Below are 23487 nucleotides of genomic sequence, written 5' to 3'. Positions count from 1 at the left end.
TGGTCAAGCTGCGTCCGCGTTTGAGGCGAACCTGACGTCCAACCGTCGATCCAGAGCCCGGGCTAACCTCTCCAGGACCGGCAGGGTCGGCACAGTCCCGCCCGCCTCGAAGCGTGCCACCGCGGACTGCGTCATGCCGGCGGCCTGCGCCAACTGGCTCTGACTCCAGCCGTGCCCTTCGCGCAGGTTGCGCACCTCCTGGCCAAGCTCGAAGGCGATCCGGGTGGCCTCGTACGTCTCGGCCGCCCCCGGCTCCGCCATCCGGTGCTCACGCAGGTCGTTCCAGTCCAGGCGATCACTCATCGCTCTGCCCTCTCGTCCACGATGTGCCGCTCCGCCACACATCGCTCGAATGCGCGGCGAGCCCGCTCGACTTCCCGGTCCTCCCGCATCCGCGTCTTGCGGAACACCGTGAGCAGGATGATCCTCCGGTCGGAGGCAATCCAGTAGGTCACGCGGACTGCGTCGCGCTCCAGATAAAACCGCAGCTCACGCAGCTTGCCGTCAAGCTGTCTGCTGTGCGGCTCTCCGAGCAAGACGCCTCGGCCGGCCAGAAGATCGATGTAGAACGCCGCTCGAGCGAAGTCGGCAGTTGATAGTTCCTCCAGCCAGTCTCGGACCTCTGGTTTCAGCTCCACGCTACCCCAACCCATAGCATCGATGCTATGGGTTAAGTCGATCTCACCGAACTCCATCAAACGCGTGTTGGCGATGATTTCGGTGCTGCCCTGGCCGCTCGGGCGGCCACATCGTCGGGGCCGCCTGCCTAACCGGCGGCGGAACTGCGCGTTAGGTTGAAGACCATGGAACAGCGGATCAGCCTCATCACCCTGGGAGTCGCGGACGTGGCCCGCGCGAAGGCGTTCTACGAGCAGCTCGGCTGGCGGGGCCAGGAGGTCGAGGGGACGGTCTTCATCCAGGCCGGCGGCCTGGCCCTCGTCCTCTGGGGCCGCGACAAGCTGGCCGCCGACGCGGGCATCGACGACCTGGGCACCGACGGCTTCGGCGGGGTGACCCTCGCCCAGAACGTCCGCTCAGAAGCCGAGGTCGACGAGGTGATCGCCACCGCGACCAAGGCAGGCGCGACGGTGACCAAGCCGGCCGAGGAGACCTTCTACGGCGGCTACGCCGGCTACTTCGCCGACCCGGACGGTCACCTCTGGGAGATCGCCTGGAACCCGGGCTTCGCCCTTGCGGAGGACGGCTCCCTCACCGTCCCCGACTTCAGCGCCATGGACTGAGCAAGCGGCGGCAAACAGCCAAGACGCCGATCATGGTGCCGGGGACGGGCAGAGCAGCGGGTCCAGCACCGGCAGTTGAAGAGGGTCCAGACAGACAGCCAGCAACTCCGGATTCGGTGAGGGCGTAGCCGTCAGAGTCGGGGTCGGCGTCGGTGAGGCCGACGCGACGGGGGGCGTCGGCAGGGCTGACGCGGGCGGGTCCGTGCTGGGGACCGGCGTCGGCACCGGACTCGGCGAACGGGTCGGGACGACGGGCGGCGCGGCGACCGGTGGCAGGGCCACCGCTACGACAGGGGGCACCGCTGTAGAGACATCTGTCGGGGCCGACGGCCGGACAGTCGAGGCGGGCGGGGCGGTCCATACGGCACTGACGGCCGAGCCGACCCGCGTCCTGGCTGGCACCGGCCCGACGGGCCCGAGCGGCACGAGCACCGCCCCAGCCCTCGGCAGGTCCATCGCGACGATCTTCGCCGAGGGCACCGGGCCGACGGGACCTGACGCGCCAGGGCCCAGAGCGCCCGGTCCGAGCGTCACGAACACCACTGCGGCGACGGCGGCGGCACTGACCGCGCGCCGGTCGGGGCGTACCGCCGTCAGCGGCGCGTCGTCGGGCCCTACCACCAGAGGAGGCGTGGGCGGAGCGGCCCGGTGGGCGGTCAGCAGTTCGTCGATCTGGGCGACGACGGCGGCGCGATCCTCGCTGGTCGCGAGGGTGAGATAGAAGCGGAAGTTCACCACGGCACCGGACGGGACCAGCAGCCCGTCCAGTCGGCTGCGGTCGGGCAGCAGGGTGACCGGGGCGTCGGGGTGGTGGGCGGGGCCGACCAGGTCGTCGTACCGCCATTCGCGCCGGTGCTCCCGACCGCCGAAGGCCACCCGTCGGCTGGTCACCACGGCCATGCCGGTGTCGACCGCCCGCAGGCCCGGCGGCAGCGCCTCGGAAGACGGCTCAGCGAAGGAACACGAACCCGGCGTGGGCAGCCCGGGGACGTGCCGCGCCTCGGCCTCGACAAGCGTGGCGACGGGAAGGACGCGGAAGACGAGTTCGTCGTCGTCGAGCTCTACCGGCAGGCCGGTGCGGGGCTGCGTACACCCGATGAAGCTGGCGGCTTCGATGCGGAGCCGGACCAGGTGGTCGTCGCGGCGCTGCCAGGCGTCGGTGGCGTGCCGGTACGCGCGCTGCCGGCGCTCGTTCTCGCGCTCGGCCCAGGCGGTCCGCCAGGGGACGTGGGCCACAGAGGTCACGGTCACACGCGTTACAACCGCTCACGTACGTGACAGGCAACGCGACCGGGATCGATGTATCCCGTTGCGCCCGAAAGAAGAGTATTGACGGAACGCAGCGCGTAGCCCGCTGCCGGCGGCTGCTCCGGCAGAGAACCGGAGCAGCCGCCGGGGCAGCCCTACGAGCGCAGCGAGGTGAAGAACTCCCTCAGCTCAGCCGCGAGCAGATCGGGCTCCTCCAGCGGCATGAAGTGCCCGCCCCGGCCCGGTTCGCTCCAGTGCCGGATGTCGGTGCAGGCCCGCTCGGCGATCGAACGGGGGAAGTTCGCCTGCGAGGGTTCGGTGCTCACCGTGAACGCGGCGGGCACGGTGATGTCGGGTCGTGGCGTGTTGTGGTCGAAGTCGGCGTACTGCCGGAACGACGAGCCGATCGTGCCCGTCACCCAGTACAGCGTGATGATGGTGAGCAGGGTGTCCCGGTCGATGCTGTTCGCCAGGTCACCGTGGTTGTCGCTCCAGTCCCGGTACTTGTCGACGAGCCACGCGGCCAGCCCGGCGGGTGAGTCGGCGAGCGCCGCTGCCAGGGTGTCCGGACGGGTGCCCATGATGGCGCTGTAGCCGCCGTCGGTCTCGTCGTACGCGGCCTCGGCGTCCAGGAACGCCTGCTCGGCCGCCGACAGCGGTCGGTCGTCGAAGCTGGCCGGGAACGGTGGATGGATCATGTGGATGCCGGCCACCCGCTCCGGATACCGGGCACCGAGCCAACCGGTGACGACCCCGCCGACGTCGCCGCCGAAGGCACCGTAGCGCTCGTAGCCGAGCACGTCGGTCATCAACTCGTGCAGCGTCCGGGCGAGGACCGCCCGGGTCAGCGGCTCGTCGGGCAGCTCCGAGTAGCCGAAGCCGGGCAGGGACGGCACCACCACGTCGAACGCGCCCCCGAGCGGGCTGGTCAGCCGGTCGACCAGGGGCAGCATCTCGACGAAGCTGCTGGGCCAGCCGTGGCTCAGGAGCAACGGGGGCGGTGCGGGCGTACCCGCCGGACGGTCCGCGCGGACGTGCACGAAGTGCAGCTTCCGGCCGCCGACGAGCGTCAGATACTGGGGGTACGCGTTGAGCGCGGCCTCCCGGGCACGCCAGTCGAACTCGTCGTGCCAGTAGGACACCAGGTCCCGCAGGTAGTCGGGATCGACGCCGCCCTGCCACGGTCGGTGGCCGGTGCGGTCGGTGAAGCGGGTGCGGGCCAGTCGAGCCCGCAGGTCATCGAGGACCGCATCGGACACGTCGATGCGGAACGGGGAGACAGACATTGATCCTCCGATAAGGGAGGGCGCGCTCCCCGACCCGAAGGCGTCAGCTGAGGGGGACGGACGAGAAGGGCGCCCAGGCGTGACAACGGGTGTTCACGGGGCTCACCTCCTTCTCGTCGCTGACGGGGATCACCGTACCTGAGCGGGCTCGAACAGCTCGACCGGGTTGCCGGAGGGGTCGTCCAGGACGATCTGCCGGCCACCCGGGCCGCTGACGACGTCGCTGCGAAAACCCACTCCGGCCGTACGCAGCCGGGCAACCTCGGCGTCGAGGTCGGCGACGATCAGGTGGATGCGGTTCCAGCCACCCGGCCGGGGACGGCGGCCGTCGGGCAGGGCCCGGCCCGCCGAGCTGGCCGGACCGGAGAGCAGTAGCCGCAGGTTGCCGCGCCGCACGTCGGCGATCGCGGGCAGGAAGGCGCTGGCCGAGGTGAAGCCGAGGTGGACGGTGTAGAAGTCGATCGCGGCGGCCACGTCGTCGACGAGGTACCGCACGCTGACCGTGCTGTCATCGATGGGGCTGGTCATGATGCCCTCTCTCCTGGGGTGGCGAGCGTGTGCAGCAGGAAGTCGATCCGCTGGGCGAGGTCGTCGGCGACCCGTTCGAACGCGGGTAGCCCGTCGGGGTCCGCGGCCGGGTCCGGAATGCTCCAGTGCGCGCTGCGCGGGCCTCCGGGGAAGTCGGGGCAGACCTCCTTGACCCGGTCGCAGAGGGTGATCACGGCGTCGAACGGTTGACCGGTGAACTCGTCGAGGTGCGTGGGTCGGGCCAAGCGCAGGTCGATGCCGCGCGCCGACATGACGGTCACCGCGTGCGGGTGGACGGGCTTCGGTCGGCTCCCGGCGCTGTACGCCTGCACGGCGCCGGCGGTGCGTTCCCGCAGCAGCGCCTCGGCCATCTGCGAGCGCGCGCTGTTGCCGGTGCACAGGAACAACACCCGGCCGGTCACCGAGGTGGCCGGCGACGGCGGGGCGAGCCGCAGCCCGGGATGCAGGGCCGCGCCAGCGTCCGACAGCAGGCCGGCGCAGTGGGCCAGGGCGAGCGAGTAGTAGGTGTCTCGCCCGTCGGCGCTGCTGCGCCGGGCGGTCACGAGCGCGGCCTTACGGAGCTTGCCGAGGTGGTACGAGACGAGGTTCTGCGGCTGGCCGAGACGGGCGGTCAGCTCGCGTACGGCGAGGTCACCACGGGCCAGTTCGCTGAGCAGGCCCCACCGCACGGGGTGCCCCGCGGCGGTCACGAACCCCGGTGGCGCGCTGGTGCCGGATGACCTCACTCCCGCAGATTACATCAAACTGATTTGATGTAATAGGGGTCAGCCCGCTCGTCGCCGACGCGACAGGGCGCCGAGCAGCGGATCGTCGGCCGGGAACCGCGATCGCGTACGCGGCGGGTACGCCTCGCAGTGCCCGACCCACTGGGCGGCGGCGACGGCGAGCGCGTCGGCCGAAACGGTGAGCACCAGCGGGTAGATGGCGGTGGCCGGCCGGCGCATCCACGGGGGCAGCGACTCGGCGGAGAACTCGACGATCAGTTCCAGCCGACGTCGACGGATAACCCGGGTACGCAGCGCCAGGTTGGGTTCGGTGAAGCGGACCATCGCCGGTGGCGGGTTCGGACCGCCGGCCGCCGCCGCCTGGCCGTGCAGCCAACTGCCCAGCGCGCGGGCCTCCTCGACGAGCAGGCTCGGGTAGTGGTGCGACCAGAGCTGACCGTCGGCGGTGCGGGCGTCCACCTCGATGAGCAGCCAGTCCTGCCAGCCCGGCGCCGCCAACTCGGGGTCGTCGGGCGGGTCGATGCCGGGCTGGTAGCCGACCGGGCGGATCCGCACCCGGGCACCGTCGTCGGAACGGATCTCCACTCGATCATTCTGACTGACCTGAACGAGCGTTCGGGTCAAAACGCGCTACTTCGTGACGGTCCGCCGGACGCCCCGGTGCTCGGCGCACGCGCCCGCCCGGCCACCCGCGAGGCTGACCGAGCCGTCCCGGCACTGCACGAGGTAGCCCCGGCCCGCCCAGAACTGCGGCACGCAGTCGAACCAGTCGCACACCTCGACGGCGGGCCGGCGAATCCTCGTCCCGCCGCAGAAGTCGTACCCCAGGGGGTTCTCCGGCGCCCCGCAGCGCGGCCCGGACGTCGCGCTCGGCGACGGGCGTGGCGACGGTTTCCGCTTGGGCGTGGTGGTGCGCGCGGGCCGCGGGACCGCCGGCCGCAGCAGCGCGGGAGGCCCGCTGGCGGCCGGTGCCGGCGTGGCCGCCACGGCGACCTCCGCGCCCCCGGTCGGGTCCGACGGGTTCGATTCGAAGAGCGCCGCCGGTACGAGCAGCGCGACCGCCGCCGCCACCGCGATGGACCGGCGACCGCCGGGCACGACCGCGGAGAGCCGGGCCTGCGCCGGGGTGGCCACCGCCGGCCGGAACGGTTTGAGCTGGTCGTGCTCCGCGATCAATTCGTCGAGCTGGGCGAGCACCGCGGCTCGCTGCTCGATCGAGTCGGCGAAGGCCAGCGTCAGCTTGAACCGGAAGTCCGCCGCCGCGTCGGTGGGCAGCAACAGTCCGGAGGTACGACGCCGGTCCAGCACCTGGATCAGGGTCACCGGCCCCACCGGGTCGTGGGTCAAGCCGGTGATCCGGCCGTACGCCCAGTCGCGCCGACCGCGCCCGCCGAGCAGCACCAACCGGCGGCTGGTGATGACGGCCATGCCGGCGTCGGTGACGCGTACGCCGTCGGGTCGGCGCGGACGAAGCGGCGCGGCCGGCACGGCGACCGTGAGGTCCGGCGCGGGCAGCACGGCCGTGTGTCGCACCTCGACCAGTTGCGCGGCGGGCAGCGCCCACAGCACCACCTCGTCGTCGACGAGTTCGAGTGGAAGGCCCGCGCCGGCCGCGGCGGAACCGTGGAAGTCGGCGGCCAGGGCGCGCAGCCGCCGTAACTCGTCGTCGCGTCGCCGCCAGGCCGTCTCCGCGCCGCGGTACGTGCTGATCCGCCGCACGTTCTGCCGCTGCGCCCAGCGGTACCGCCATGTGGAACCCGTCGAATCAGTCTTTGCCACGCCGACTCCTTCGCCGCGTAGGCCACCAATCTGGGGTGCACTCGGATTAACAGTTGTGACGGTCGGCCGGGACACGCCAAGACGGGCGAACTACCCGAACGGCGGATCAACCCGGACGATAGGGCGATACTGACGGTCATGCCGCCAGCTACCCCGCCCGGTGTGGTGATCGGGATCGACATCGGCACCACGAGCACCAAGACCATGGCGTACGACACCGACGGGCGGCTGATCGCCAGCCACTTCGTCGGCTATCCCCTCGACGACCCGCACCCCGGGTACGCCGAGCAGAACCCGGACGTGATCCTCGCCGCCGTCGTCGAGTCGCTCCGGACCGTGGTGGCCGAGTTGGCCGCACCGATCTCCGGCCTGGCGTTCTGCTCCGCCATGCACAGCCTCATCGGCCTCGACGCGGCCGGCAACCCGCTCACGCCGTCGGTGACCTGGGCCGACTCCCGGGCCACCCGGCAGGCCGAGCGGCTGCGGGCGGTGCCGTCCGGGCTGGCGCTGCACCGGCGCACGGGTACGCCCATGCACCCGATGTCGCCCCTGCCCAAGCTGCTCTGGTTCGCCGAGCAGGAACCCAAGCTCTTCGAACGCGTCACGCACTGGGTCGGCATCAAGGACTGGGTGCTGCTGCGACTCTGCGGAGAACTGGTCACCGACCACTCGATAGCCTCGGCCACCGGCCTGATGGACATCCACACCCTCGAGTGGGACGCCGAGGCGTTGACCATCGCCGGCGTCACCGGGGAGCGGTTGCCCCGACTGGTCGCCACCACCGCCGTCCTGCCCGGCCTCACCGCGCGGGCCGCCGACGCCATCGGCGTGCCGCGGCGCACGCCGGTGGTGGTCGGGGCGGGCGACGGGCCGTTGGCCAACCTGGGTCTGGGCGCGGTGCACCCCGGCATGGTCGCCTGCTCGATCGGCACCAGCGGCGCGATGCGGGTCATGGTCGAGCGCCCCGGCGTCGACCCGCTGGGCGGAGTGTTCTGCTACGCGCTCACCGAGGACCGCTGGGCGGTCGGCGGCGCGATCAACAACGGCGGCATCGTCCTCAAGTGGGCGGGCGCCGCGCTCGCGCCGGAGTTGGGCGAGCATCCCGAGGAGGACCTGGTCGCCCTGGCAGCCCGGGCGCCGGTCGGCTCGGGCGGGCTCATCATGCTGCCCTACCTGCACAGCGAGCGCGCTCCACACTGGAGCGCCCTGCCCCGCGGCGCGTACGTCGGGCTGACCCACGGGCACCGCCGCGAACACCTCGTCCGGGCCGCCATGGAGGGGGTCTGCCAGCAACTCGCACTGGTCCTCACCTCGGTGCGCGCGGCCGGCAACGAGGTCCGCGAGATCCGCGCCGGTGGCGGCTTCGCCCGTAGTGGCCTGTGGCGACAGATGCTCGCCGACGTGCTCGGCATGCCGGTGAGCTTCCCCGCCGGACGCGAGGGGTCGAGCTTCGGCGCGGCGCTGCTCGGCATGCAGGCGCTGGGCCTGATCCCCAGCATCGACGTCGCCGCCGACCTGGTCCAGATGGAGGAGACCATCCGTCCCGACCCGGCCGCCGCCGCCACCTACGCGGCGCTGCTGCCCCTCTTCGCCGAGCTGTACGAGGCGCTGGTGCCGACCTTCACGTCGATGCGTCGCCTGGCACCCGGCCTGCCCGCCGAGCCACCCACCCCGGGACCGCCGATGTAGCCGGCTCGACCGCCGACCGGCTCGACCGGCTGGCGGCTCGACCGGCGGGCGACGCGACCGGCGACCGGCTCGACCGGCGGGCGACGCGACCGGCGACCGGCTCGACCGGCGGGCGACGCGACCGGCGACCGGCTCGACCGGCGGGCGACGCGACCGGCGGGCGACGCGACCGGCGGGCGACTCAACCGGCGGCGGGCTCGGCGCGGGGCTGGCCGTTCGGTGTTGAGCGTGATGCCGGTGAGTCATCGTTGAGCGTGATGCCGGTGAGTCATCTTGATGCCACTGAGGCATCACGCTCTCGCGGGCGCGGTCTCCCGGACGGGTGACTCACGCCCCGGCAGCCCCATCCGCCGCCAACGCTTCTTATCGTACAAACGTGAGGAAAAGCGACAAGAAGCGCTCATCTTCCCTGCTCGCGGCGGCGATCGCGCTGGTCGTCGCGGCGACGACCGGCCCGGCCACCGCCGACGGTCCCGGCCCGAACCACCGAACGACCCTGGGGTACGCAGCCGACGGACCCACCGCCGACACCGGGCCGAAGGACACGGACGGCCCGAGCGACACGGACGGGCCGAACGACACGGGCGGGCGGAGCGACACGGGCGGGCCGAACGACACGGGCGGGCGGAGCGACGAGCCGGGCGTGGAGCCGACGCCGGAGCGGGCGCCGACCAGCGAGGTGTCCTGGCTGTCGTTCCCTGGCGGGGCGTTCGCGGTGGACTCGCTCGGGCACACCGTGCGGTACCGGGCCTGCGACGGCGACACCGGCCGGGTCGCCGACCCGGACATGCGGGTCGCCGCCGGGGTGGCCAGTGGGGCGGTCGTCGTCGAAGGGACCGCCTACCGCTACCGGGTGCCGCTGGTCGGGCGCAGCGAGGGCACGCTTGAGGTGATCCAGCGGCACCGCCCGCCGACGACGCTCACCGGAGTGGTGGTCACCAGCCCGCAGCCGCCCACCGACCCGGTCGCGGGAGCACGGCTGTTCCCGCTCAGCGGACAGCTCGCCCGGGTGGTCGCCGACGCCAGCCTCAACCCCGCTGGCGCAACCGTCCGGGACCTCTCCGGCCGGTACGGGGACCAGCAGGTCTCGGTCAACGGGTCGCTGCGTCCCAAGGCCGCGAGCGTCATCAAGCTCTGGATCCTGGTCGAACTCCTGCGCCGGGTCGACTGTGGACAGGTGTCTCTCGACGACGGCGTGCTGGTCACGCCGGCCGACGTGGTGGGCGGCACCGGCCAGCTCCAGTTCGAGACGTTCCCGCAGGTGGTCACGCTGTACCGGCTCGCACGCTATCTGATCAAGTACAGCGACAACGTCGCGGCCAATGTGCTGATCACCTACCTGGGTGGGTTCGCCCCGGTCAACGCGCTGATCGACTCGATGAACCAGCGCTCTACCATCCTGGCCCGGCGGATGCTCGACAGCGCGGCAGCGCAGCGCGGCGAGGAGAACTACACCAGCCCGGACGACGTCGTGTCGCTGCTCGGCGCGGTCTGGGACGGCGAGGTCCTCACCCCGGCCTCCCGGGACCTGATGATCGGCTTCATGCGGGAGCAGACCCTGAACACCAAGATCCCGGCGGCGCTGCCACCCGGCGTCCCGGTGGCCCACAAGACCGGTGACCTGCCGGACGCCTCCCACGACGTCGGCTACTACCTGATCCCCGGCACGGAGACCGCCGTCGCGTTCCTCACCGCCGGGCCGATGGCGACCGGGGACGAGACCGTCCGCCGGATGGCCAGGACCGTCTACGACTTCCTGGTCACCCCATCCGGCGGCGCGGTCGAGGAGTGAGCCCCGGTCAGGCCCGGCTGATCGCGTTGGCGTGGATCGCCTCGTTCAGGTAAGCGGCCAACCCCGGGGCGATCTTCTCGTAGTACGCGGTGAACCGCTCGTCGGCCATGTACATGTCGGCCAACCCGGTCTGCACCTCGTACGAGCACTCGTAGAACCAGCGACTGATGATCTGCCGGTGCTCCTCGGCCAGGTCCATCGCCTCCGGGCCGTCGGCCGGCGCGCCCGAGGCCATCAGCGCGACGATCCGTCGACCCCAGTCCTCGTTCTCCGCCTTGATCCGCAGCCAGTCCTCCTTGCCGTAACGGGAGGCCCGGCGGTTCGACTCCCGGTACGCGTCGGTGCCTCCCCAACGCTGCTCCGCCTCGGCCTCGTACTCCTCCGGTCGGAAGTCACCGAAGACCTCGAACCGCTCCTCGGGTGTCAGCTGGATGTTCAACTTGCTCGCCTCCATCGCGAACTCGATCGCCGTGACCATCTCCTGCAACCGCTTGATCCGTACCGTCAGCAGTTCGTGCTGACGACGCAGGTGGGCGGCCGGATCGGCCGCCGGGTCGTCGATGATCGCGGTGATCTCCTCAAGCGGGAAACCCAGCTCGCGGTAGTACAGGACGAGTTGCAACCGTTGCAGGTCCGTGTCGTCGTAGCGGCGGTAGCCGGTCGACGTCCGGCCGCTCGGCGAGAGCAGACCAACCTCGTCGTAGTGGTGCAGCGTCCGTACCGTCACGCCGGCGATCTTCGCCGCCTGACCCACCGTGTACGCCATGGTTCCCCTCCCTTCCGGAAACCAGGCTCCTACCTGCCGCTACGTCAGGGTCAAGCCCGATTCTGACCCACCGTGGCGGGGCTGTCCGGACGCCCGTACAGAAAGCCCTGGCCGCGCGGGCAGCCGATGGCGGTGACCGCGTCGTGCTGACGCTCGGTCTCCACCCCCTCGGCGATCACCGCCAGGTCGTACGCGCCGGCCAGCCGGGTGACCATCTCCACCGTGGCGTACGCCCGGTCGTCCGTGCCGAGGCGGGCCACGAACGAACGGTCGATCTTCAACTCGGTGGCCGGGATGCGGTGCAGGTAGCTCAGCGACGAGTAGCCCGTGCCGAAGTCGTCGATGGCGATCTGGATGCCCAGTTCCCGGAGCTGGTGCAGCCGTTCCAGCACGGCGTCGGTCCCCTCGATCAACGCCGACTCGGTCAGCTCCAGCGTCAACGCCCGGGGTGCCAGCCCGGCGCCGGCGGTGGCCGCCGTGACCGTGGCGATGAGGTCGGGCCGGCGCAGGTGGGCGGCGGCGATGTTCACCGCGACCGTCGCCTCCGGCGCGCGGGCCCGCCAGGTCGCCGCCGCCCGGCACGCCTCGTGGATCACCCAACGGTCGATCGGGAGGATCAGGCCGGTCTCCTCCGCCAGCGGCAGGAACCGCGCCGGGGGCAACATCCCCAGTCGGGGGTGCCGCCAGCGCACCAGCGCCTCGGCGCTGCGTACCGCACCGGTGGCGAGGTCGACGATCGGCTGGAACTCCAGGTGCAGTTGCTCCTCGTCGACGGCCCGGCGCAGATCGGCGATCAGCTCCGCCCGGGACACGGCCGACTCACGCAGCGCCGGGGTGCAGGTCCGGTACGCGGACTTGCCGGCGGCCTTCGCCGCGTACATCGCGATGTCGGCGTCGCGCAGCAGGTCGGAGTGGGAGGCGTGCTGCGGCCCGTACTCGGCGATGCCGATGCTCGCCGACGGGTGCACACCCACGTCCTCCTCCCCCTCGGACGGGCGCAGCGCGTCCAGCAGGCGTTCGGCCAGGTGCTCCGGTGACACCGGCCGGTCCCCCTCGACCAGCACCGCGAACTCGTCGCCGCCGAGGCGGGCGATCGTGCCGTCGCCGTCCACGGCAGCCCGCATCCGGGCCGCCAGCCCGGTCAGCAGGGCGTCGCCGGTGGCGTGCCCGAACCGGTCGTTGACCTGCTTGAACCCGTCGAGGTCGAGCAGCAGGACGGCCACCGGCCGACCGTCCCGCAGGGCCAGCCGCAGCAGTCGGTTGAACAGCAGCCGGTTCGGCAGCCCGGTGAGCTGGTCGCCGTACGCGAGCCGGCGCAGTCGCGCCACCAGGCGCAGGTTCTCGTTGGCGGCCAGCCCCTGCCGTACGGCGAGGGCGGCGAGCAGGGTCATCATGGTCACGAAGACCAGCGGTGGAGTCTGGCCGGTCGGCCGGCGGGCCAGCAGCACCGCGATGATCGCCCCGCCGACCGGCAGGTACGGCAGCGCCACCCGCCACCACGGCGGCAGCGGGGATTCGGCGGTCTCGTCGGTGCCGTCGCAGTCCGGCGGCGGTCGGCTGGCGGTGGCCAGCCCGATCAGGAGGTAACTCAGCGGCCAGCACAGGTCGATGGGGTGGCCGGCGGCGTAGTCCCCCCGGGCGACCAGCGAGACGTACACCACGTCGGCGACGACCCGGATGGTCAGGCTCGCCGCGAGCACGCGCATCGGCCGCCACCGGGGCCGCGCCGGACCGGCCACCGCCACCAGGATGGTGAGCTGCATCAGGTCGAACATCGGGTAGAGCAGCCCCAGCGTGCGCGCCGGATCGGCCAGCTCGGCGGAGGCCACCCCTCGGAACACCAGCACCCAGCCGACCGGCACCAGTGCCAGCGCGACGATCACGCCGTCCAGCAGCGTCCGGGCCCGCCCGACGGCCGTGCGTGGCCCGGACGGGGAGCTGAGCAGCGCGGCGGTGCCGGTGAGGATGCCGGCGCTGAAGACGACCCCGATCAGCGCGTTGTGCGGCAGGTCGTCGCCGACGAGCCGCTGCGCCGTCCAGATTCCCCGACCCAGCGCGGCGAGCGCCATGGTGACGGCGAGCAGCGTCCAGAACCGGCGCAACGGGGCCGGGTGTCGACGGGCCACGCCGGCACAGGCGACTGTCGCCCAGCCGGCGACCAGGAGCGCGCCCACGTCGCTGACCAGCGCCGCGCCGGGCAGCGCGGCGGCCAACCAGCCGGCCTCCACGACCAGGACCGCGATCGCGACGATCGGGCCGATGGGCTTGAGCTGCCCCGCGGCCTGCTTCACGTCCTGTCGCGACACGGTCGCTCCGGCTCTTCGTCGGGTGTGCACAGTCGGGCGGACCGGTCCACGGCAAACCTCGAAAGCCTAGCCAGCGCCCGGGAACGCCGCCAGGGCCGAACATCCAGGCCGATGCGGTCTCCCCGGGCTGTCCTGGCGGTCGGTGTCCGGTGCCGGCGACAGGTCGGGTCAGCGGCCGGCGGAGCGGTTCCAGGGTGAGCGGGGTAAGGCGGTGCCGGCCAGCGGACGGCGGACGGGTCGCCGTTTACGCCGGCCGGGAGTGCACGGCGGGCGGGTGGCGGTGTACACGACGGATCCGGCCGACGGGGGTCGGCCGATCAGCCAGCACAGGAAGCGGGCCATCTGCGGCTCAGCGGACCGGGAGGCGCTGGGCGTCGGACTTGGCGACCTCGTACTGCGCCCCGCAGAACGTGCACTGCTGCGCGTACCGGGTGCGGATCGGGATGAGTGGGATGAAGAAGAGGGTGAATTTCGTCGACCGGCGGGTGATCACCTGTGCGGCGTGGTTGCCGCAGTGACGGCAGACCTCCTGCACGACACCGGACCGGTCGACCTTGGTACGCAGACCAAAGATGAGGAACATCGCACGGCAGTACCCACTCCACCCCGAAAAGTCACCGAACCCGCCCCACGAGCTGCAAGATCCGCACAAGGCGGTATAGCGATTGATATACTCCCCGGATGCCGCAGGATGAGTGGGAGGTCTTCGTCGTCGACGAGGTCCGCGCCTGGATCGACAGCCTGGACGAGGCGACTTTCGTCCGGGTCGTCCAGGCGATCGACGCGCTCGCCGAGGCAGGACCCGGACTGGGCCGCCCTCTGGTCGACACGATCAGCGGGTCGGCACTGGCAAACCTCAAGGAGCTGCGACCTGGCACCGTCCGCATCCTCTTCGTCTTCGACCCTTGGCGCGCAAGCATTCTGCTGGTCGCGGGCGACAAGGCAGGCCAGTGGCAGAGCTGGTATCAACAGGCCATCCCGCTCGCCGAGCAACGCTACGAGATCTACTTGAAGGAACGCGCGCAGCAGGAGGGGGGCCAACGATGAGTGGGCATGTGCGGTGGTCGGACATTCGGTCGGAGTACGTACAGCGGGCCGGTGGCGAGGAGGCCGTCGAAGCCGGAAAGCAGGAACTGCTCGCGCAGGTCGTCGGGCACCGACTCGCCGAGGTACGACGAGCCCGCGGCTTCACTCAGCAGCAGATCGCCGAGCGCATGGGTGTCACGAAGGGTCGGGTGTCCCAGATCGAGCAGGGCCGGATCTCCGGCCAGGAGGTGGTGGCCCGATACGCCGTCGCCCTCGGCGGTCGACTGCACCAGGCGATCTACTTCGACGACGGTGATATCGCAGCCATCGCGTGAGCGTGCGGGCAGGACCCTCTCCCCACGCACAAGATCGTGCTCGATCCAGGATGTAGTGCCTTCGAGGTGCGAACGAGGCCACTAAATCCTTGATCGAGCACGATCACGGCGGGACGGTCAGAGGGTGGGCTGGGGCTCCAGGCCGGGGACCTCCTCGGCGAGCCAGATCGGCTGCCAGGCCGCCATCTCGTGGAAGCGGCGCAGCTCGAACAGGCCGGCCACCGAGCCGGACCAGGCAGCGTACGGCGGGTTGGTCTCGTCGAAGCCGCTCTGTACGAAGGTCAGCGTGGTGCGGCCACCGGATTCGGCCAGCTCCCAGCTGGTGACGCCGGTCGGTCCCCAGTCGACGGACATCCGCCGGCCGGGCTCCAGGTCGACGATCTTGGCGGCGTAGCCGTGCTCGAAGCCACCCATGGCGTACCGGCCGCCGACCCAGGGCTCGATCCCGATGGGGTAGCCGAACCAGGCGCTGGCCTGCTCGGAGTCGGTCAGGGACTCCCAGACCTTGTCGGCGGGGACCGCGATGACCAGCTCGCCGCGCAGCTCCGCGGAGGTGAAGTCGGTGCGCGGCAGCAGCGGCTTGCCCTCCAGGTGGGAGGCCAGGTTCGCGATGGACAGCGCCCAGTACGTCTGGAGCACGCCCCGAATGCTGGAGCCGTCCATCGCCTCGGCGAAGTCGAAGTGGCTCTGGGTCAGCGTGAGCACCGTGGCGTCCGGGCCATCGGCGGCGAGCTGGAACTCGGTGGTGGTCTCGACCCCGTCGAGCAGCCAACCGAAGCGCAGCGAGTCGTCGTCGGCGTGCAGGAGCCGCTGGTGCGGGGCGTCACCCTCGGGCGTGTAGCGGCCCCAGAACTCGTACCGCTCGGGCAGCTCGACCTCGGCGTGCTCGGCCAGCCAGAGGCGCAGCTCGGTCGGGTCGGTCAGGGCCTGGCGGACGCGCGCCACGGGGGCGGTCAGGCGGGCCTGCACCTTCAACGGTTCACTCATTGTCGTTCCCTTTCGGATAGCAGGCGACGGCCAGCTTGAAGGCATCTCCCTCGCTGCCGCCGTAGCGGGTGAACAGGTCCTGAAGTGCGGTTTGCAGGTCGTGCAGGAACTCCTGGCGCTGCTCGGCGGGCACCCGGATCTCGCCGGAGACCCCGATCGAGGGCAGCTCGGGCGCCGCCCGGTCCAGGGCGGCGATGTCGGCCTGGACCTCCTCCATCAGGTCGAGCAGGTAGCCCAGGCTCAGCTCGTCGCGGGCCCGGCGCAGCCCGATGCGGCCGACCAGCCGCGGCGAGAGCCAGTAGGACCGGGCGGCGGCCTGGTAGATGCCCTCGGTGATCCCGCGAACCTTGCGCTCGTTGACCAGCTCGACCAGGCCGGCCGCGACGAGCTGCTTGACGTGGTAGTAGACGCGCTGCGGCGTCTGGTCGAGTCGGGCCGCGACCTCGGTGCAGGTGCGCGGCTCGGCCAGTTGCCGCAGCACCTCCACGCGCTGCGGCTTGAGCAGGACCTCGGCCTGCTCGATCTGCTCCAGGTACAGGACGTCTCTCATGGCAAAATCAGTTTGTACGTACAAAACTTGTTTGTCAATCGCTTCGCGAGAAGCCGCGCCGACTTTCTCGACGCGGCTTCCGGCGACGCTCAGCTTCAGGCGACGCTCACCCTCAGGCGACGCTCAGCGGATGATCAGGGCAACCAGTCCGGTCGCAGCGGATAGCCGTTCACGCCGTCCGGGCCGTTGTGGGTGGCCAGCACCTGGTGCAGTTGGATGCCGTTGCGCTCGAACGCCATCCGCGAACCGGCCATGTAGAGACCCCACACCCGGGCCGTCCCGGTGCCGACCTCCGAGACGCAGAAGTCCCAGTGCTCCACCAGGTTGCGGCACCAGGCGGCGAGGGTCAGCGCGTAGTGCTGGCGCAGGTTCTCCTCGTGGTGCACCTCCAACCCGGCGTCGTGCACCTCGCTGATCAGCCGACCCGGGCCGGCCAGCTCGCCGTCCGGGAAGACGTACCTGTCGATGAACGCGCCCGAACGGTGCGGCGCCCGGTTGTCGGCGCGCGTGATCGTGTGGTTGAGCAGCCGTCCACCCGTGCGCAGGCGCGACCGCAGCGCCCCGAAGTACGACGGGTAGTTGCGCACGCCGATGTGCTCGGTCAGCCCGATCGAGGAGATGGCGTCGAACTGCTCCGCGGGCGCGTCCCGGTAGTCGAGGTGTCGCACCTCGGCCAACTCGCTCAGCCCTTCCCGCTCGATCGCGGCCTGCGCCCACTGCGCCTGCGCCTTCGACAGGGTCACCCCGAGCGCCTTGACCCCGTACTCGCGCGCGGCGTGCCGGACCATGCCGCCCCAACCGCAGCCCACGTCCAGCAGCCGCATGCCCTTCTTGAGTGCCAGCTTGCCGGCGACCAGGTCGTACTTCGCCGCCTGGGCCTGCTCCAGGGTGTCGCTCGGGGACCGGAAGACCGCACAGGTGTACGTCATGGACGGGCCGAGCACCTTCTCGTAGAAGGCGTTCGAGACGTCGTAGTGGTGCGAGATCGCCGTGCTGTCGCGGACCCGGGAGTGCCGAAGCCCGTTCATCACCCGCTTCCAGCGCGGCTGGGCCTCCTGCGGAGGCGCCGGCGGCGGCATCAGCCGCTCCCAACCCAACCCCCGCACCAGCGCGACGCCGTCGGCCACCGACGGCGGGCGCAGCCGCAACTCGTCCTTGAGCACCCGCAACGCCTCGTACGGGTCACCCGGGTGCACCCCCTGCAACGCCAGGTCGCCGCTCACGTACGCCCGGGCCATGCCCAGGTCGCCGGGGGCGGTGAGCAGGTACGACAGACCCCGCTCGGTACGGATCGCCAGGGTGATGCCGGCATCGGTCGGGCCGACGGCGCTGCCGTCGTACCCGGTGATGCGGATCGGCAACGGCCCGGCGGTGACCGCGCGGACGACGTCCGCGACGGTCGGGCCGGTGCGCCGGCCCCCCGCCGGCGGGGTGGCGGGGACGCTCGCCGCCCCCTGATCTCGGTCGGTCAGGCTCATGCTCGTGCTACCGCCTTTTCGTACAGTCCCGTCAGCCGGTGGTCCGGGTCGTAGCGGTCTTTCACCGCGCGCCAGGTCTCGCCGCCGTAGAGGCGATCGAAGGCGTCCCGGTCGTAGTACGCGTCGGAGTAGAGCGACTTGTGCCCACCCAGCTCCGACACCCTGCGTTCGATCGTGCGGTTGACGTCGCCGTCGGCGGCGCCGGACGCGATCGGCACGCTCCCCCAGAAACCAATGTTGACGTAGTCCTGCCCCGGGTGGAGCGGATACAGCGGCCACGACCGCGCGGAACCGGGCCCCTCCGGCTCGCGCAACCGCAGCGGGCAGAGCCACACCGGGGTCATCCCCACGTCGGCCGCGAACCAGCGCAGGAAGTCGGCCATGCGGTCGAGCGGGATCTCCACGTCCTGCACGACCCGCTCCCGGGCCGGCTGGCCCCGCAGCCGGTCGATCCGGGCCGCCACCTGGTGCCGGTGTTCGAGGCGGACCAGTCGGTGGTAGACGTCGCTGCGTCGGTAGCGCGCCGGCCAGAGCCGGCGCACGACCGGGTGCTGCGCGCCGAACGCCGCCGAGCACCAGAACCAGTCGGTGTCCCAGCGCCACAGATAGTCGTACGCGGTCAGCACGTCGCGGGTGCGCTGACGCAGCGACCGGTAGTAGATCGCCTGGCCGGTGTAGTCGCTGGGCGGATCGGCGGTGTCGGTGAAGGTCCCCAGCACCAGGTACGCCTCACCGGGGCTGAACATCACGCCGTCCAGCACGTCGACCGGCTGGCCGGCCCACGACCGGGTGGCGCTCACCTCGGCGATCGCGTCGGTGAGCGCCTCCAGTTGGGTGAACCGGATGTTGCGCAACGCCACGTACCGGCCGATCGGCTGCAACTCGATGCGCAGCCTCGTCGCGTAGCCGAGGCTGCCCAGCGAGTTGGGGAACGCGCGGAACAGGTCGGCGTGCTCGGAGTCCGGACGGGCGGTGACGATCGCGCCGGAGCCGGTGAGGATGTCCATCTCGCGTACCGACTCGTGGGGCAGTCCGTTGCGGAAGGACGTCGACTCGATCCCGAGGCCGGTCACCGCGCCGCCCAGGGTGATGGTGCGCAGTTGCGGCACCACCAGCGGCATCAGCCCGTGCGGCAGCGTCGCGTCGACCAGGTCCTCGTACGTGCACATGCCCTGCACGTCGGCCGTACGCCCGGCCGGATCGACCGAGAGCACCCCGTTCAGGCCACTCACGTCGAGGCCCGGGGTGCGGGGAGCGGATCGGGGGCGGAACAGGTTGGAGGTGCGTTTGGCCAGCCGGACAGGCTCGCCCGTGGGCACCGCGGCGTACGACCGCCGCAACGTGTCCACCGCTTGATCATGGTCAATTGGGTGATCCACACGCTCAGCGCGCATGTGATCACCTTACGCCTGCACCCGGGAAATCGTGGGATGTCCTCGCCTGCCGTTTCCCGTCCGACAGCAGGCCCGACGGTTACCGTGGCGGACATGCCGTCGCCCGCGATCGCCGCCCTGGACTCCGCCGGACTGCCGTACCGGTTGGTCAGTCACGGCGCGGTCGGCAGCCTCGCGGAGGCCGCCGCCGCCCGTGGTGTGGCCATCCCGGACGTGGTCAAGACGATCGTCGTCCGCCGTGGCGCGGACGACCACCTGTTCGTGCTCACCCCTGGTGACCGGGTCATCTCCTGGCCCAAGCTGCGCGCCCTGCTCGGGGTGCAGCGGATCTCCATGCCGGACGCGGCGGGCGCGCTGACCGCCACCGGGTACGAGCGCGGCACCATCACCCCGTTCGGCGCGAGCACGGCCTGGCCGGTGATCGCCGACGAGCGGCTACGGGGCCGGCAGATCACCCTGGGCGCGGGCGAGCGGGGTCTCGCCGTGGCGGTCGACGCCGACGCCGCGATCGCCGCCCTCGACGCCACTGTGGCCGACGTCACCGACCCGCAGCCCACCCGCTGAAACTCCGCCGCTGCCGTCGTCCGGCTGGCTCCGGCCCGCCGCCGTGGGTGAGGATGGCGGCTATGCCCGCCCCCGAGGAACGCCCCGACCCCGTCGGCACCGTCTACGGCGGCCGACGCCGAGCCAACTCGGGCCCGCTGGCCGACCCGCTGCTGCGGGTGGCGTTGGCGGTCGGGCTGGTGGGCGTACTCCTCGGTGTGGTCTTCGCCACCGGCCTGCTCGACGGGGACGACGAGCCGGTGGTGCCGGCGGCCGTCGGCACGCCGTCCAGCGCCGCCGAGCCGACCACCCCGGCGGCCGAGCCGACCCCGACGCCCTCGGTCGAGCCGTCGCCGACCCCGTCGGCCACCCCGGCCGTTCCCACCAGCGGCGCCCACGTGCTGCGGTCGCCCACCGGGCTGTGCCTCGGGCTCGACGGCGACGACGAGAAGGCCGAGGCCGAACTGGCCGCCTGCACCGGCGGCCCGGAGCAGCAGTGGGTGGTCAACCCGGTAGCGACGGGAGCGGTGACGATGACCAACGCCGCCCACGGGCAGTGCCTCGATGTCGAGGGCGGCAGCGGTGACGACGGCGCGCGGTTGCAACAGTTCCCGTGCCACGGTCAGGCCAACCAGCAGTGGCGGCTGACCCCCACCGGCGCCGGCCCCGTGCTGCTGGTCGCGGTGCACAGCGGTAAGTGCGCGCAGGCCGACGACGACGGCGTCGAGGCCGGCAACGACATCCGGCAGCGGCCCTGCGACGGCCGGCCCGCCCAACAGTGGACGGTCGGCTAACCGCGGTAGCTCCAGGCGCGGGGTGCGGTCGCGGCGACGAGGACGGCCTCCGGCACCGGTCGACCCGGCCGTCGGCGCAGCAGCAGCGACAGCCCTGCCGCGCCGATCGACAGCGCACCGGCCACGTACCAGGCCACCGCGTAGTCGCCGAGTCGGTCGCGGACCAGCCCCGCGCCGGTGGCCGCGAGCGCCGCCCCGAACTGGTGGGCGGCGAACACCCAGCCGAACACGACCGCGCCCGCGCCACCGAAGTACTCGCGGCACAGCGCAACGGTCGGCGGCACCGTGGCCACCCAGTCCAGGCCGTAGAAGACGATGAACACCAGCATGCTCGGCTCGGCGGTACCCGCGAACAGGCTGGGCAGCACCAGCAGCGACAGCCCGCGCAGCGCGTAGTAGGCACCGAGCAGCAGCCGGCTGTCCACCCGGTCGGTCAGCCAGCCGGAGGCGATCGTGCCGACGATGTCGAAGAGCCCCACCAGCGCGAGCAGTCCCGCCGCCGTGGTCTCGGCCATGCCGTGGTCGTGCGCGGCCGGCACGAAGTGCGTACCGACGAGGCCGTTCGTGGTCGCTCCGCAGATCGCGAACCCGCCGGCCAGCAGCCAGAACGGCCGCGTCCGGGCCGCGGCGGCCAACGCGCCGAGCGCCCGCGTCGCCGCGCCGCCGGCCGGCGGCGGCGCCGCGACGACCTCGGTCGCGCCGTAGGCGGGCAGGTCGAGATCCGCCGGGTGTTCGCGCAGCAGCCACACCACCAGGGGTACGACAGCCAGGGCGGCACCGGCCACGACGAGTGCCGCCGTGCGCCAGCCGTGGTCGCGTACCAGCACGGCGATCAGCGGCAGGAAGATCAGTTGCCCGGCGGCCCCGCCCGCGGTCAGCACGCCGGTGACCAGGCCCCGACGACGGACGAACCAGCGCCCGGTGACGGTCGCCACGAAGGCGAGCGCCATCGAGCCGGTGCCCAGGCCGACGAGGACGCCCCAGCACAGCAGTAACTGCCAGCTCGCGGTCATGAACACCGTCAGACCGCTGCCGGCGGCGACCAGCAGCAGCGCCACCGAGACGACCCGGCGGATGCCGAACCGGTCCATCAGCGCGGCGGCGAACGGCGCGGTGAGCCCGTAGAGGAGCAGGTTGACCGAGACGGCCGCGGAGATGGTGGCCAGCGGCCAGCCGAACTCCGCGTGCAGCGGGTGCAGCAGCACCGACGGCGTGGCGCGGAACCCGGCCGCGCCGACGAGCGCCACGAAGGCGACACCGGCCACGAGCCAGGCGGGGTGCAGGCGACGATTCTTGCTCACGCGACCAGTCTGGGCCGCGCCTCCGGCTAGGACGAGTGGCCGGAAAGCCATCGTACGCAATAATCGGGCCATGAGTAGTGGCCCGCACCGGATCGCCGTCCTCGCCCTCGACCAGGTCGTCGGCCTCGACCTCGGCACCCCGTCCCAGGTCTTCAGCACCGCCCGGGGCGCCGACGACGCGTACCGCTACGACGTCCGGGTGTGCACCCCGGGCGGCCGGCCGGTCCGCAGCACCGCCGGCTTCCAGGTGCTCCCGGACCACGGGTTGGAGCTGCTCGACACCGCCGACACGGTGATCGTCCCGGGCATCCACGCCGGCGCGGCGCTCACCTCGGGCACCGTCGAGCCGGAGGTGGCCGAGGCGCTGCGGTCGGCGTACCAACGGGGCGCCCGGATCATGTCGATCTGCACCGGCGCGTTCGTGCTGGCCGCGGCCGGCCTGCTGGACGGACGCCGGGCGACGACCCACTGGGCGTACGCCGAGCGGTTCCGCCGCCTGCACCCCCGGGTGGACCTCGACCCGGACGTGCTCTTCATCGTCGACGACCGGGTGCTCACCTCGGCCGGAGTGGCCGCCGGCATCGATCTCTGCCTGCACGTCATCCGCCTCGACCACGGCAGCGACATCGCCAACCGGGCGGCCCGACGCTGTGTCATGCCGCCGTGGCGCGACGGCGGGCAGGCGCAGTACATCGAACAGCCGGTCCCCCGGGCCACCGATGCGAGCACCGCCGCCACCCGCGAGTGGGCCCGACAGCGCCTGCACGAGCCGATCGCCCTGCGCGACCTCGCCGAGCAGGCCCGGATGAGCGTCCGCACCTTCACCCGACGTTTCCGGCTGGAGACGGGACTGAGCCCCGCGCAGTGGCTACTGCGGCAACGGACCGACCACGCCCGACTCCTCCTGGAGACGACCGACCTCACCGTCGACCAGATCGCCCGCCGCTGCGGCTTCGGCACGACGGCAGCCCTACGTCAACAACTGCACCAACGCATCGGCGTGGCCCCGTCCACCTACCGCCGCACCTTCCACCCCCGCGAGGAGCTGACCCGCGCCTGACCCCCGCGATCTTGCACTTGCTGTCGTCGAGATGCCCTTTACACATGCCTTTGTCGCCGCAGAAAGTGCAAGATCGACGAGGTCCGTGGGGGGCGGTCAGGTCCGGAGTAGGTGGAGCTGGGCCTGGTGTTTGGGGAGGTGCACCCTCGCGTGCAGGTCCAGCGTGCGGGACCAGGGCAGCGGCTCGTCGACGATCAGGTCGAAGCCCTCGCGCAGGTGGGTCTCCACCGGTGCCTCCGCCGCCAGGCCGAGTTGGTCGACCAGCCCGCACAGCCGTTCGCTGGTGCCGTGCAGCAACGCCGCCAGGCCGCGCAGACCGCCCTGCTCGGCGACCAACGCGTCGAGCTGCGGACGGTGGATGTCCTCCTCCAGCTCGTAGTAGGCGAACGGCGACCCCGCGAGCAACGCCTCGCTGGCCTGGATCATCAGTTCGTCGTTCGCCACCAGGTGCGCCACGATCTGCTCGGCGCTCAACTGCCCCCGAGGGGCAGCCCCAAAAGAAACCCCGTCGATCTCGGCAAACACCGAGTCATAAGCCCGCCGCAACCCGCCACTCGCCACCACCACACCCCCACCCCACCGCCCCACCCCGTCGATCATGGCGTTGTGGTGCCCGATTCACCCGGACGAGCGGCATT

25 protein-coding genes are annotated in these 23487 nt (G+C 71.8%); 8 read left to right on the top strand and 17 right to left on the bottom strand.

All coding sequences use genetic code 11. From position 1 onward, the window contains the following. Positions 1 to 3 precede the first annotated feature (3 nt). Positions 4 to 303 (bottom strand): helix-turn-helix transcriptional regulator, encoded by a 300-nt coding sequence (locus tag AB0B55_RS20355; protein WP_357127877.1) that lies wholly within the window; start codon positions 301 to 303, stop codon positions 4 to 6. Further along, entirely contained in the window at positions 300 to 695 is a 396-nt protein-coding gene (locus AB0B55_RS20350; RefSeq protein ID WP_357172909.1) for a type II toxin-antitoxin system RelE/ParE family toxin, read from the bottom strand. The genes AB0B55_RS20355 and AB0B55_RS20350 overlap by 4 nt, the downstream gene beginning before the upstream one ends. A 108-nt stretch (positions 696 to 803) precedes the next feature. Here AB0B55_RS20350 and AB0B55_RS20345 point away from each other — a divergent pair, with 108 nt between their 5' ends. Continuing rightward, the gene (locus tag AB0B55_RS20345; RefSeq protein WP_357172906.1) at positions 804 to 1241 is read left to right on the top strand and encodes a VOC family protein; all 438 of its coding nucleotides are present in this window, start codon (positions 804 to 806) and stop codon (positions 1239 to 1241) included. A gap of 30 nt (positions 1242 to 1271) precedes the next feature. Here AB0B55_RS20345 and AB0B55_RS20340 read toward each other — a convergent pair whose 3' ends face one another. From AB0B55_RS20340 to AB0B55_RS20315, 6 genes are all read right to left on the bottom strand, one after another. Then, entirely contained in the window at positions 1272 to 2477 is a 1206-nt protein-coding gene (locus AB0B55_RS20340; RefSeq protein WP_357172903.1) for a hypothetical protein, read from the bottom strand. 167 nt (positions 2478 to 2644) lie between these two features. Beyond that, positions 2645 to 3775 (bottom strand): epoxide hydrolase family protein, encoded by a 1131-nt coding sequence (locus AB0B55_RS20335; protein WP_357172900.1) that lies wholly within the window; start codon positions 3773 to 3775, stop codon positions 2645 to 2647. A gap of 129 nt (positions 3776 to 3904) precedes the next feature. Next, positions 3905 to 4303 carry a VOC family protein gene (locus AB0B55_RS20330; RefSeq protein ID WP_357172897.1) on the bottom strand — a complete coding sequence of 133 codons (399 nt, stop codon included), beginning with the start codon at positions 4301 to 4303 and terminating at the stop codon, positions 3905 to 3907. Continuing rightward, positions 4300 to 5049, bottom strand: coding sequence for a MarR family transcriptional regulator (locus AB0B55_RS20325; protein WP_357172894.1), 750 nt, complete (start codon positions 5047 to 5049; stop codon positions 4300 to 4302). Before AB0B55_RS20325 ends, AB0B55_RS20330 begins: the two co-directional genes overlap by 4 nt. Before the next feature lie 39 nt (positions 5050 to 5088). Continuing rightward, the gene (locus tag AB0B55_RS20320) at positions 5089 to 5634 is read right to left on the bottom strand and encodes a hypothetical protein (protein ID WP_357172891.1); all 546 of its coding nucleotides are present in this window, start codon (positions 5632 to 5634) and stop codon (positions 5089 to 5091) included. Between the two features lie 45 nt (positions 5635 to 5679). Then, complete coding sequence (locus tag AB0B55_RS20315) at positions 5680 to 6828, bottom strand: hypothetical protein (protein WP_357172888.1); 1149 nt, start codon at positions 6826 to 6828, stop codon at positions 5680 to 5682. Between the two features lie 138 nt (positions 6829 to 6966). On the opposite strand from AB0B55_RS20315, the gene AB0B55_RS20310 reads away from it, so the two are divergent. Beyond that, positions 6967 to 8517: a gluconokinase gene (locus tag AB0B55_RS20310; protein ID WP_357172884.1), complete on the top strand. Its 1551-nt coding sequence runs from the start codon at positions 6967 to 6969 to the stop codon at positions 8515 to 8517. Between the two features lie 376 nt (positions 8518 to 8893). Next, positions 8894 to 10309, top strand: coding sequence for a serine hydrolase (locus AB0B55_RS20305; RefSeq protein WP_357172881.1), 1416 nt, complete (start codon positions 8894 to 8896; stop codon positions 10307 to 10309). 7 nt (positions 10310 to 10316) lie between these two features. On the opposite strand, the gene AB0B55_RS20300 is transcribed toward AB0B55_RS20305, so the two are convergent. The 3 genes from AB0B55_RS20300 to AB0B55_RS20290 form a co-directional block, all read right to left on the bottom strand. Continuing rightward, positions 10317 to 11075, bottom strand: coding sequence for a MerR family transcriptional regulator (locus AB0B55_RS20300; RefSeq protein ID WP_357172878.1), 759 nt, complete (start codon positions 11073 to 11075; stop codon positions 10317 to 10319). A 50-nt stretch (positions 11076 to 11125) separates the two neighbouring features. Continuing rightward, the gene (locus AB0B55_RS20295) at positions 11126 to 13381 is read right to left on the bottom strand and encodes an EAL domain-containing protein (RefSeq protein ID WP_357172876.1); all 2256 of its coding nucleotides are present in this window, start codon (positions 13379 to 13381) and stop codon (positions 11126 to 11128) included. A 349-nt stretch (positions 13382 to 13730) separates the two neighbouring features. Beyond that, a complete protein-coding gene (locus AB0B55_RS20290) occupies positions 13731 to 13964 on the bottom strand; it encodes a zinc-ribbon domain-containing protein (RefSeq protein WP_357172874.1) in 234 nt (77 codons plus the stop codon). A 98-nt stretch (positions 13965 to 14062) separates the two neighbouring features. On the opposite strand from AB0B55_RS20290, the gene AB0B55_RS20285 reads away from it, so the two are divergent. Next, positions 14063 to 14428, top strand: coding sequence for a type II toxin-antitoxin system RelE/ParE family toxin (locus AB0B55_RS20285; protein WP_357172872.1), 366 nt, complete (start codon positions 14063 to 14065; stop codon positions 14426 to 14428). Continuing rightward, positions 14425 to 14742 (top strand): helix-turn-helix transcriptional regulator, encoded by a 318-nt coding sequence (locus AB0B55_RS20280; protein WP_357172870.1) that lies wholly within the window; start codon positions 14425 to 14427, stop codon positions 14740 to 14742. The genes AB0B55_RS20285 and AB0B55_RS20280 overlap by 4 nt, the downstream gene beginning before the upstream one ends. A 117-nt stretch (positions 14743 to 14859) precedes the next feature. Here AB0B55_RS20280 and AB0B55_RS20275 read toward each other — a convergent pair whose 3' ends face one another. From AB0B55_RS20275 to AB0B55_RS20260, 4 genes are all read right to left on the bottom strand, one after another. Continuing rightward, positions 14860 to 15729, bottom strand: a complete 870-nt coding sequence (locus AB0B55_RS20275; protein ID WP_357172868.1) for an SRPBCC family protein — start codon at positions 15727 to 15729, stop codon at positions 14860 to 14862. Continuing rightward, the gene (locus tag AB0B55_RS20270; protein ID WP_355051970.1) at positions 15722 to 16279 is read right to left on the bottom strand and encodes a helix-turn-helix domain-containing protein; all 558 of its coding nucleotides are present in this window, start codon (positions 16277 to 16279) and stop codon (positions 15722 to 15724) included. Before AB0B55_RS20270 ends, AB0B55_RS20275 begins: the two co-directional genes overlap by 8 nt. Positions 16280 to 16413: 134 nt before the next feature. Next, positions 16414 to 17757: a class I SAM-dependent methyltransferase gene (locus tag AB0B55_RS20265; protein WP_357172865.1), complete on the bottom strand. Its 1344-nt coding sequence runs from the start codon at positions 17755 to 17757 to the stop codon at positions 16414 to 16416. Next, the gene (locus tag AB0B55_RS20260; RefSeq protein ID WP_357172862.1) at positions 17754 to 19151 is read right to left on the bottom strand and encodes an FAD-binding oxidoreductase; all 1398 of its coding nucleotides are present in this window, start codon (positions 19149 to 19151) and stop codon (positions 17754 to 17756) included. Before AB0B55_RS20260 ends, AB0B55_RS20265 begins: the two co-directional genes overlap by 4 nt. A gap of 93 nt (positions 19152 to 19244) precedes the next feature. On the opposite strand from AB0B55_RS20260, the gene AB0B55_RS20255 reads away from it, so the two are divergent. Next, a complete protein-coding gene (locus AB0B55_RS20255) occupies positions 19245 to 19715 on the top strand; it encodes a YbaK/EbsC family protein (protein WP_357127927.1) in 471 nt (156 codons plus the stop codon). Between the two features lie 62 nt (positions 19716 to 19777). Next, positions 19778 to 20488, top strand: coding sequence for an RICIN domain-containing protein (locus AB0B55_RS20250; protein WP_357172859.1), 711 nt, complete (start codon positions 19778 to 19780; stop codon positions 20486 to 20488). On the opposite strand, the gene AB0B55_RS20245 is transcribed toward AB0B55_RS20250, so the two are convergent. Beyond that, complete coding sequence (locus tag AB0B55_RS20245) at positions 20485 to 21840, bottom strand: MFS transporter (protein ID WP_357127932.1); 1356 nt, start codon at positions 21838 to 21840, stop codon at positions 20485 to 20487. The two genes, AB0B55_RS20250 and AB0B55_RS20245, sit on opposite strands and share 4 nt — an antisense overlap. A 19-nt stretch (positions 21841 to 21859) precedes the next feature. Between AB0B55_RS20245 and AB0B55_RS20240 the strand changes: the two genes are divergently transcribed. Continuing rightward, complete coding sequence (locus tag AB0B55_RS20240) at positions 21860 to 22849, top strand: DJ-1/PfpI family protein (RefSeq protein WP_357172856.1); 990 nt, start codon at positions 21860 to 21862, stop codon at positions 22847 to 22849. Positions 22850 to 22945: 96 nt separating this feature from the next. On the opposite strand, the gene AB0B55_RS20235 is transcribed toward AB0B55_RS20240, so the two are convergent. Then, complete coding sequence (locus AB0B55_RS20235) at positions 22946 to 23410, bottom strand: hypothetical protein (RefSeq protein WP_357128041.1); 465 nt, start codon at positions 23408 to 23410, stop codon at positions 22946 to 22948. Positions 23411 to 23487: the final 77 nt, after the last annotated feature.

This window comes from Micromonospora sp. NPDC049107 (assembly GCF_040648595.1).
GTDB lineage: Bacteria > Actinomycetota > Actinomycetes > Mycobacteriales > Micromonosporaceae > Micromonospora.
Note: the sequence above shows the minus strand (reverse complement) of the source record. Positions and strands in the feature narration are given on the sequence as shown.